Genomic DNA, 8,454 nt, shown 5'->3' with positions numbered 1-8,454 from the left:
GATGTCAGTCGCACTGGTCAGTGCTGTCGATCCGTATCCGACCGACGCGGGGAAGAAGGTCGTCCTCGCCGGCTTCCTCGACTACTTCGCCGAACGCTACGGCCGCGACAACGTCCATTACGTCAAGGTCGGGTCCGCACCACGGAGCGACGATTTCCCCGTGAACCTGCACGTCGTGCCGGGGCCCAGCCGTGCTGCCGTGATCCGCAACATCGCGACGAAGGTGGCCACCGGCCGAACGAGTCTTCAGGAAGCATTCCTCGGCTCGCACCAAACGAAGTTGGCTATTCGGAAAATCATTGGCGAGATCAGTCCCCAGCTGCAGGTCTACGACACCGTCCGGATGGCGCAGTACGTTACGACGCGCGAAGCCGCACACCATATCTGTTATCTCGACGATCTGTTCTCCGAGCGTTACGACCGGATGCTGCAGGCAGCAAAGCGGTTCCCCGATGTCGACAGCAGCCCGCTCGGCAACTTCGCCGAACATATACCGCGTCGACTCCACGCCCTTGGCGCTAATCGCACCGCCCGAACGGCCCTGCTGCGCGCCGAACGCTCCCTGGTGCGACGCAGTGAGGACCGCGCGGCGCGCGCCTTCCGCCGTTGTCTGCTGGTCAACGAGGAGGAGGTCGGCGTTCTGACGCGGCGCACCGACTCTCCGCCGGATCGAATCCGTTGCGTCCCACCACTTCTCGCACCAGTGTCTTCGGGGGAACGCGGATTTGGGGGCACGCCCGAATTCGTCTTCCTCGGCCTTCTGTCACTCCCACACAACGACGACGGTTTGCAGTGGTTTCTACGTCGGGTATGGCCGGACGTACTCGCGCGGCTGCCAGATGCCCACCTGAGGGTGATCGGTCGAGACCCGAGACCCGGCGTGCTGGCTCTCGCCGAGGAACTGACATCCAGCGTCACTATTGATGGGTATATACCCGACCTGTCCACTGCTCTCGGGGCGGCCGCCGCACTTGTCAACCCGCTGAGGTTCGGCTCCGGCGTGAAATTGAAAGTAATAGAGGCACTTGGACGCGCGCTACCGGTGGTGTCAACCCCAGTCGGCGCGGAAGGGATAGCGAGCGGTCCGGGCAGTGGCGTGCTCGTCGGCGGCGAGCCCACCGAGATCGCAGACCTTCTCTGCTCGTTGACCGATCCCGTTTACAACGGCGAAGTCTCGGCAGAGGCGAGAAGGCATTTTCTGGCGACCTATTCACGGAATGCGGTATTCGACGCCTACGACGCCGCGTTTGAGCTGCCCGCCGACATCGACGCTGCTGGAAGATCGTAGAGAAAAGGCCACTTCGTTTCTCCCGGACATAGCAACCGTTCGGTTCGTCAACCCAGAGTTCGTCGAATTGTTCGAGATGCGAAAGCGGCGCTACGGCGAGCGGCACAGGGTCAAGGCGGGCATTGGCGGTGCTGCGACCCACGGAAGATTGATTCGCCGGCGCAAAGTTTGAGCGCTTCTCAAATTGTCTATCCCTTTCTACGGCGTGGCGAAATGACGTTTTGTCCATTGCCTATGCAAGCAATCGAGTTTGAGTTACATTCCGCTTTTAGGGGGAATTGCCGGTGGGGGTTTTCAGGTGGGTCGCGAACCAGCTCATGTAGGCCTCATTCCCGACGGCTTGCGGCGTTGGGCGGCCAGCCACGACACCACCTTGTTCGACGCGTACCACCGCGGCGCGGAAAAGGTCACCGAGATTCTGTTGGCGCTGCAGCGACACGGTGTGCAGACCGTGACGGTGTACAACCTCAGTCGCGCAAACCTCGCGCGGCATCACACCGAGCTCGAACCCGTGTTTGCGGCGTCGGAGCATTTCCTGACGACGCTGGTTCCCGCTCAGTTCGATCGAGCCACCTGCAGTTTTCGTTTACATGGCGACCGAAATGCGCTGCCGCACGAATACGTCTCTGCCGCAAAAGATCTCGAACTCGCAATGACGGGAAACGAATTCCGCATCAATGTCCTCGCGGCCTATGACGCCTACGACGAATTGCGCACCGCACAACAGCGGGCTCAGCGCGAAGCGTGCGATATCAGGGCAGCGTTCGACATCGCCGACGTCGACATGGTCATCCGGACCACCGCGGAGCCGCTGCTCAGCGGATTTCTGCCCCTGCAGAGCCAGTACGCCCAACTGGTCTTCCTATCGACGCCGCTCAACGACCTGACCGCGCAGGACATCGACGATCTCATCGCTGACCATCGGCGCTTTCCGCAGTTGAGGGGCCGGTAGGGCCGCCATGGTGTCCACACGGAGCCCGTTGATCATCGGCGCTGGACCCGCCGGTCTCACCGCCGCGCTCCAGTTGGCGAAGAGGGGGGTGACGCCCCGAATCTTCGAGTCGTCGGCACAAGTCGGCGGCTTGGCCCGCACGCCGACCGACGGCGAATGGCGAATCGACCCGGGTGGTCATAGGTTTTTCACCAGGAGCGAAGAGATCTCTGACCTGTGGAGGTCGCTGCTTCCCGCCGATCAGTGGATCTCGGTCCGTCGACGCTCCGCCATGCTTGTCGACGGTTGCTATGTCCGCTATCCGCTCGTGGGCCGTGACCTCTTGTCTCAGTTGGGATTTCGAAGCGGTACGCGCGGCCTGAGATATTTCCTGTGGTCAAGGTTGCGTAGCCGCATACGTCCGACACGCAATTCGGCGAGTTTCCGGGAATGGGGCACAGAACAATTCGGCCGTCACTGGTATGACGTCTTCTTCGATGGCTATGTTCGCAAGACGTGGCTCGCAGACCCGGACACCCTGGCTAGTGACTGGGCGGATCAGAGGATAAAACCGATCGCTTGGCGTGCGCCGGACGAGCAGGATCCCGCAACTGAGGACGCTTTCCGATATCCCAGGCGTGGACCAGGCCAGCTCTGGGAAGCCGCTGCTGCGGCGCTGGCGGAGTTCGGCGTGGTTCCCTCGCTCAACTCCTATGTGACGCGTATTCGGCAGGTCGGCGAGACCTGGACCGTGGAGCTACAGAATGGCGAGACCGCGTCCGGGGATGCGGTGTTCTCCAGCATGCCATTGCGCTTGCTCATCGAGAACCTGGAACCGTTACCCCCAAAGCACATTCGGGAGATCGCCGCATCTCTGCGGCACCGCTCGGTGATCACCGTCGCGGTCGCTCTCCAAGAGCGCTTGGATATCCCGTTCAACTGGGTTTATACGCCGGGCAACGAATTCCGGGTGGGGCGGATCCAGAACTACCAGCGATGGTCGAGCGAACTCGCTCCCGAGAACTGGAAGGGCACGTACCTGGGCCTCGAGTACTACACCCTCCCCAGCGACGATCTATGGGTGGCAAGCAACGAAAGCCTCGGTGAAATAGTCGAACAGGACCTCCGCACGCTCGGTGTGGACGGTTCCGTCCTCGAACATTGCACGATCGTCCGCTCGCAGTTCGCCTATCCGATCAACGACCCAATGCGCGAGCAAAGCGTCGCGACACTCCGCGATTACCTGCGTCGCATCCATCCCTCCCTCCACCCAATGGGACGAAATGGCATGCACCACTACGACAACCAGGACCACGCCATGCTCAGTGCCCTGCGTAGTGTCGCTCAGTACTTCGGCGAAGACGTCGACCCGTGGCAGGTGAACACGGATCGCGGCTATCTCGAGTCCGGCTTGATCAAGGGCTAAGTCTCAGCCGCGACGCCTTCGGTGTATCGCCACCGCGAGGACACCTGCACCAATGGCCACACCCGCGCATGCCGCGATCCACCAGAACACGCTGATTCCACTGTCTTGCGAGGCATCGGGCGATGCAACCATCCCTGTATCGACGCTCACCGGCTCGCGATCTGGGAGCGAGATCGCCGCGGTCCCGTCCAGCGCCGCCCATCGACGCACATCGCCGTCAAGCCAGTCGAGCAGCGAGTCGAGTTGGTCCGGTGCATTGTCCGATGTCGCGAACAAGACGGTCCGGCTGCCGGCCCGGCCGACTTGCAGCGACGCGAACGGCGTCGCCGGATCAAGAGTCAGAGCCGCCGCGCCTGGACCGCCGACACGTTGCACTTCGAGCGTTCCACCCGTCGAACTGCGCACCGGGGGAACGACTTTGTCATTGTCCCAGCCGTCGGCCGAGATCAGAATCGCCGGCGAACGGCTGTCGATCGCGCTGTCGAGAGGCACCACCTCGGCATCGAGACGCGGTCCGCTGATCCGCTGCAGCCCCTCCATGATCGCGACGGCGCGCCTGGTGTCGTCAAACGATTCCGGTTCGACGCCCACCTGCACCTCCGGCATCAGCGCCTGCGGAACCGACTGGAATCCGGCGGGATCGGGGGGGTCCGCGGGTGTGCTCTCGATCGAGGTGTCGTCGTCGATCTTCAGAGTCACCGGTTGAAAGTCACCGCACCGCCCCACATCGCCCGCGATGTCGACGGCGACCGTCAGCTTGGTGTCGCGCCGGAGCTCTGACTGCGGAATGCTGATGGATCGGTCGATCGCGCCGCTGGAGTCTGCCGCCCACTGGCCGACGGGTTCGCCGTCGACCGAAACCAGCACCTGTCCGCCGACAGTCGAAGGCAGTGGCGTGTAGGAACCCTTCAACCGCACCCGCATGTCATGTACGGGTCGTCTCAGGCGGGTTTGGTCCAGGCCGACCACCACCTGCGGTTTGAACGCGGTCGCGCTTACTCCTGACTGACCGAGGTCCTTCAACGTGGCCGGGCTGGCCGGTACCTCATTCGTCGAGTTGATCGGCCCGGCAACCACTTTGGCGGACAGGGCCAGTTGGGAGAGGTTACTGCCAAGCAGCCTCACCTGGTTGGCGAGATCATCTGCCGCACCGGTGATCTGCAGTGCGGGGACGCCGCCGTCCCCGTTGTACAGCGATACGGAGGGATCCGATCCCTCACGAATGACAACGTTGCGTTCCAGCGGAGCCGACGGCGGCGCGACCTCGTCATCACCCAGTGATGCGATGTCGATGTCGGTGTTCTGTGTGCCGTAGCGGTTCACCACAGCGGTCGTCATCTGCACCGCGGCATCGGATTCCGCGGAGGTCGGTTTCTCGGGAACGAAGATCGTCATTTTCTCCAGTACCGATGGCAGGAAATCGGCGACCATGGTGGGCGCCGACTCCTTGCCGGTGTAGTCGATCGCCGCATCCGAGAGTTGCAATGGCACCGTCGAGTCGTACAGACAGTCACCCTCTTCGGGCAATAGCCGACTGCGCACCGTGAACGTCACGGTGTCGTCGACGACTCGAGCACCCGTCAACGGAATCGACAGCGGCGTGTTCTCCGCCGCCAACAGCTCGATACGTGACAGCGTGCGACGGTCCTGGGTGACGATGAGCGTTCCGCCCCGAACGTATGGCGGTAACTCGACGTCGGCGGTCAACGCGCCGGGCGCCAGCCCCTTCGGCACCGGCACGGTGATCGTCTGAGTTCCCTGCAGTCCGTACAGCGCGATATCGGGCTCAGCGCCCAGCGTCGTCAAGCTGAGCGTCGGCGCGTCCGCTACCTGCCCGGCCTCATCGGGTGCAGCGTGCACTACGGGTGTCCCGGAGTTGACGAACTGGAAAGCGACGACGGTCACACCGATGGCCATGGCGCGCTTGAAGAATTCAGATCCAAACCTCATCCGGGCGGAGTCTAACCAACCGTCGCGGTCTTCAAACGCACGCCTGTTGAGCTCGGAATACGCCGACTGCCCGGAAACCAAAAGGCCCCCGGCACCATAGGGATGCGGGGACCTTTCGGTGTACGAAGCTTAGCGCTACTTCGCCTTTTCGAGGATCTCGACGAGACGCCAGCGCTTGGAGGCCGACAGCGGACGCGTCTCCATCAGCGAAACGCGGTCGCCGATACCGGCGTCACCTTGCTCGTCGTGCGCCTTGACCTTCTTGGTGGTCCGGATGATCTTGCCGTAGAGCGGGTGGCTCTTACGATCTTCCAGCTCGACCACGATGGTCTTCTGCATCTTGTCACTCACCACGTAGCCGATGACCGTCTTGCGACGGCCGCGCTGCTCTTCGGCACGAGGAGTGTGCTTGGGGCCCTTGCCCTTTGTCTCTGCCATTACGCTTCCTCACCTGCGGGCCCGGATGCCAGGCCCAGTTCACGTTCACGCAGCACGGTGTATACGCGTGCGATTTCCTGACGCACCGTGCGAAGGCGGCGGTTGTTCGCCAGCTGTCCGGTCGCCATCTGGAAGCGCAGGTTGAACAGCTCTTCCTTCGACTCGCGCAGCTTGTCTTTCAACTCGTCGTCGGTCAGTTCGCGCAGCTCGCCCGGCGTCACTCCCACAGCCATCAGAAGTGCTCCTCTCGGGTAACGATGCGTGCCTTGATCGGCAGCTTGTGGATCGCGCGGGTAAGCGCCTCGCGCGCAGTCTTCTCGTCGGGGTAGCTGAGCTCAAAAAGCACGCGACCCGGCTTGACGTTGGCGATCCACCATTCCGGCGAACCCTTACCGGAACCCATGCGGGTTTCGGCGGGTTTCTTGGTCAGCGGACGGTCGGGGAAGATGTTGATCCACACCTTGCCGCCACGCTTGATGTGCCGGTTGATGGCAATACGAGCGGACTCGATCTGCCGGTTGGTGATATATGCGTGCTCCAACGCCTGGATGCCGTAGTCACCGAAGCTCACCGAGGTACCACCGCTGGCGATGCCGCGCTGTCTCGGGTGATGCTGCTTGCGGTGCTTGACCTTGCGGGGAATCAACATGGCTAGTTCTCCGTAGTTTCCGTGGTCGGCGCTTCACCAGCGGCGGCCTCGGTACCGGTCGTTGCCTCGGCGACTGCCGGGGCGTCTTCGGTGCCTGATGCAGCGCGACCGGCCTCGGTGCTCGTGGCGGTCGTGCCCGATGCGCCACTACGGCGCGGACGGGTGCCCGATGGACGCTCGCGACGCGGACGGTCTGCACCGGCCGGAACCGCAGCGGTGAGCTCACGCTTGCCGCCGACGATGTCGCCCTTGTAAATCCAGACCTTCACGCCGATGCGGCCGAAGGTCGTCTTGGCCTCGTACAGCCCGTAATCGATGTCGGCGCGCAGCGTGTGCAGTGGCACCCGGCCTTCGCGGTAGAACTCCGAGCGGCTCATCTCGGCGCCGCCGAGACGGCCCGAGCACTGCACCCTGATGCCCTTGACGTTGGGCTGGCGCATCGCGGACTGGATGGCCTTGCGCATGGCGCGACGGAACGCGACACGGTTGCTCAACTGCTCGGCAACACCCTGGGCCACCAACTGAGCCTGCGACTCAGGGTTTTTCACCTCGAGGATGTTCAGCTGAACCTGCTTGCCGGTCAGCTTCTCCAGGTCGGCACGGATGCGGTCGGCCTCGGTGCCGCGACGGCCGATGACGATGCCGGGGCGCGCGGTGTGGATATCGACACGGACTCTGTCGCGAGTCCTCTCGATCTCCACGTCGGCGATGCCGGCGCGCTCAAGACCAGTAGCAAGCAGACGACGGATCGCCACGTCTTCCTTGACGTAGTCCTTGTACTGCTTGTCGGCATACCACCGGGACTTCCAGTCGGTGGTGATACCGAGCCGGAAGCCGTGGGGATTGATTTTCTGGCCCACTACTCCGAGCCCTCCTTCGCTTCGTCAGAAGCTTCTGCAGTCTTCTTTGTGTCGGCCTTCTTTGCGGCCGCCTTCTTGGCCGGAGCCTTCTTCTCGGCTGCCTTCTTGGCAGGCGCCGTCTCCACAGTCACCGTCTCGGTGGTCGTCTCGGCTGCCGCCTTGGTGGCCGGTGCCTTCTTCGCCGCGGCAGCCTTGCTGCCCTGCGCGCGACGCGAGCGCGCGGCGCTGGCCGACGAAGCGGACGCGCCGCCACGCCCACTCTCACGGCTGGGCCTGCTCTCGACAATCACCGTGATGTGGCTGGTGCGCTTGCGAATCCGGAACGCACGGCCCTGTGCACGCGGCCGGATGCGCTTGGCGGTCGGGCCCTCGTCCGCATAGACGGTGGCGACCACGAGGGTGGTCGGATCCAGACCCTCGTTGTTCTGCGCGTTGGCCGCGGCACTCGCGATGACCTTGGCAACCGGCTCGCTGGCGGCCTGCGGTGCCCACCGCAGGATGTCCAGCGCTTCGGTCACCGACTTGCCGCGCACCAGGTCGATGACCCGGCGCGCCTTGGTCGGCGAGATGCGCACGAAGCGCGCCTTCGCGACCGCAGACGGGTATTCAGTCGTCGTAGTCATTACCGGCGCTTAGCCTTCCGGTCGTCCTTGATGTGACCCTTGAATGTGCGGGTCGGTGCAAATTCGCCGAGCTTGTGCCCAACCATCGCCTCGGTGACAAACACCGGGACATGCTTGCGGCCGTCGTGCACCGCGAAGGTATGCCCGATGAAATCGGGGATGATCGTCGATCGACGCGACCAGGTCTTGATGACCTGCTTGGTGTTCTTCTCGTTCTGAACGTCGACCTTCTTGAGCAGATGGTCGTCGACGAACGGGCCCTTCTTCAGGCTGCGTGGCATCGTTTACT

The 8,454-nt window shown here is 63.2% G+C and carries 10 protein-coding genes; 3 read left to right on the top strand and 7 right to left on the bottom strand.

The features are described from left to right. Position 1 precedes the first annotated feature (1 nt). The 3 genes from ACIA48_RS17555 (at position 2) to ACIA48_RS17545 (ending at position 3,645) form a co-directional block, all read left to right on the top strand. A complete protein-coding gene (locus ACIA48_RS17555; RefSeq protein WP_396733991.1) occupies positions 2 to 1,288 on the top strand; it encodes a glycosyltransferase family 4 protein in 1,287 nt (428 codons plus the stop codon). 298 nt (positions 1,289 to 1,586) lie between these two features. Continuing rightward, positions 1,587 to 2,240 (top strand): undecaprenyl diphosphate synthase family protein, encoded by a 654-nt coding sequence (locus tag ACIA48_RS17550; RefSeq protein ID WP_396733988.1) that lies wholly within the window; start codon positions 1,587 to 1,589, stop codon positions 2,238 to 2,240. A 7-nt stretch (positions 2,241 to 2,247) separates the two neighbouring features. Next, complete coding sequence (locus ACIA48_RS17545; protein WP_396733985.1) at positions 2,248 to 3,645, top strand: FAD-dependent oxidoreductase; 1,398 nt, start codon at positions 2,248 to 2,250, stop codon at positions 3,643 to 3,645. Positions 3,646 to 3,648: 3 nt separating this feature from the next. On the opposite strand, the gene ACIA48_RS17540 is transcribed toward ACIA48_RS17545, so the two are convergent. The 7 genes from ACIA48_RS17540 to rpsS all read right to left on the bottom strand — a co-directional run bounded on the left by ACIA48_RS17540 (position 3,649) and on the right by rpsS (position 8,446). Continuing rightward, entirely contained in the window at positions 3,649 to 5,595 is a 1,947-nt protein-coding gene (locus tag ACIA48_RS17540) for a hypothetical protein (protein WP_396733982.1), read from the bottom strand. Positions 5,596 to 5,730: 135 nt separating this feature from the next. Continuing rightward, positions 5,731 to 6,033: a 30S ribosomal protein S17 gene (gene rpsQ / locus ACIA48_RS17535; protein ID WP_396733979.1), complete on the bottom strand. Its 303-nt coding sequence runs from the start codon at positions 6,031 to 6,033 to the stop codon at positions 5,731 to 5,733. Then, a complete protein-coding gene (gene rpmC, locus ACIA48_RS17530; RefSeq protein WP_014209141.1) occupies positions 6,033 to 6,266 on the bottom strand; it encodes a 50S ribosomal protein L29 in 234 nt (77 codons plus the stop codon). Before rpmC ends, rpsQ begins: the two co-directional genes overlap by 1 nt. Next, a complete protein-coding gene (gene rplP / locus ACIA48_RS17525; protein ID WP_396733975.1) occupies positions 6,266 to 6,682 on the bottom strand; it encodes a 50S ribosomal protein L16 in 417 nt (138 codons plus the stop codon). Before rplP ends, rpmC begins: the two co-directional genes overlap by 1 nt. Positions 6,683 to 6,684: 2 nt before the next feature. After that, positions 6,685 to 7,542, bottom strand: a complete 858-nt coding sequence (gene rpsC / locus ACIA48_RS17520) for a 30S ribosomal protein S3 (RefSeq protein WP_396733972.1) — start codon at positions 7,540 to 7,542, stop codon at positions 6,685 to 6,687. Beyond that, the gene (rplV, locus tag ACIA48_RS17515) at positions 7,542 to 8,165 is read right to left on the bottom strand and encodes a 50S ribosomal protein L22 (protein WP_396733969.1); all 624 of its coding nucleotides are present in this window, start codon (positions 8,163 to 8,165) and stop codon (positions 7,542 to 7,544) included. The genes rpsC and rplV overlap by 1 nt, the downstream gene beginning before the upstream one ends. Continuing rightward, positions 8,165 to 8,446 (bottom strand): 30S ribosomal protein S19, encoded by a 282-nt coding sequence (gene rpsS / locus ACIA48_RS17510; protein WP_010908582.1) that lies wholly within the window; start codon positions 8,444 to 8,446, stop codon positions 8,165 to 8,167. Before rpsS ends, rplV begins: the two co-directional genes overlap by 1 nt. Positions 8,447 to 8,454 lie beyond the last annotated feature (8 nt).

It is taken from the genome of Mycobacterium sp. NPDC051804 (genome assembly GCF_044452905.1).
Taxonomy (GTDB): Bacteria; Actinomycetota; Actinomycetes; order Mycobacteriales; family Mycobacteriaceae; genus Mycobacterium.
Note: the sequence above shows the minus strand (reverse complement) of the source record. Positions and strands in the feature narration are given on the sequence as shown.

What these genes read in the sequence shown, in the direction of transcription:
- ACIA48_RS17555 (WP_396733991.1), top strand. Translation starts at nt 2, where the DNA reads ATGTCAGTCGCACTGGTCAGTGCTGTCGATCCGTATCCGACCGACGCG.
- ACIA48_RS17545 (WP_396733985.1), top strand. Translation starts at nt 2,248, where the DNA reads ATGGTGTCCACACGGAGCCCGTTGATCATCGGCGCTGGACCCGCCGGT.
- ACIA48_RS17540 (WP_396733982.1), bottom strand. Translation starts at nt 5,595, where the DNA reads ATGAGGTTTGGATCTGAATTCTTCAAGCGCGCCATGGCCATCGGTGTG.
- rpsQ (WP_396733979.1), bottom strand. Translation starts at nt 6,033, where the DNA reads ATGGCAGAGACAAAGGGCAAGGGCCCCAAGCACACTCCTCGTGCCGAA.
- rpmC (WP_014209141.1), bottom strand. Translation starts at nt 6,266, where the DNA reads ATGGCTGTGGGAGTGACGCCGGGCGAGCTGCGCGAACTGACCGACGAC.
- rplP (WP_396733975.1), bottom strand. Translation starts at nt 6,682, where the DNA reads ATGTTGATTCCCCGCAAGGTCAAGCACCGCAAGCAGCATCACCCGAGA.
- rplV (WP_396733969.1), bottom strand. Translation starts at nt 8,165, where the DNA reads ATGACTACGACGACTGAATACCCGTCTGCGGTCGCGAAGGCGCGCTTC.
- rpsS (WP_010908582.1), bottom strand. Translation starts at nt 8,446, where the DNA reads ATGCCACGCAGCCTGAAGAAGGGCCCGTTCGTCGACGACCATCTGCTC.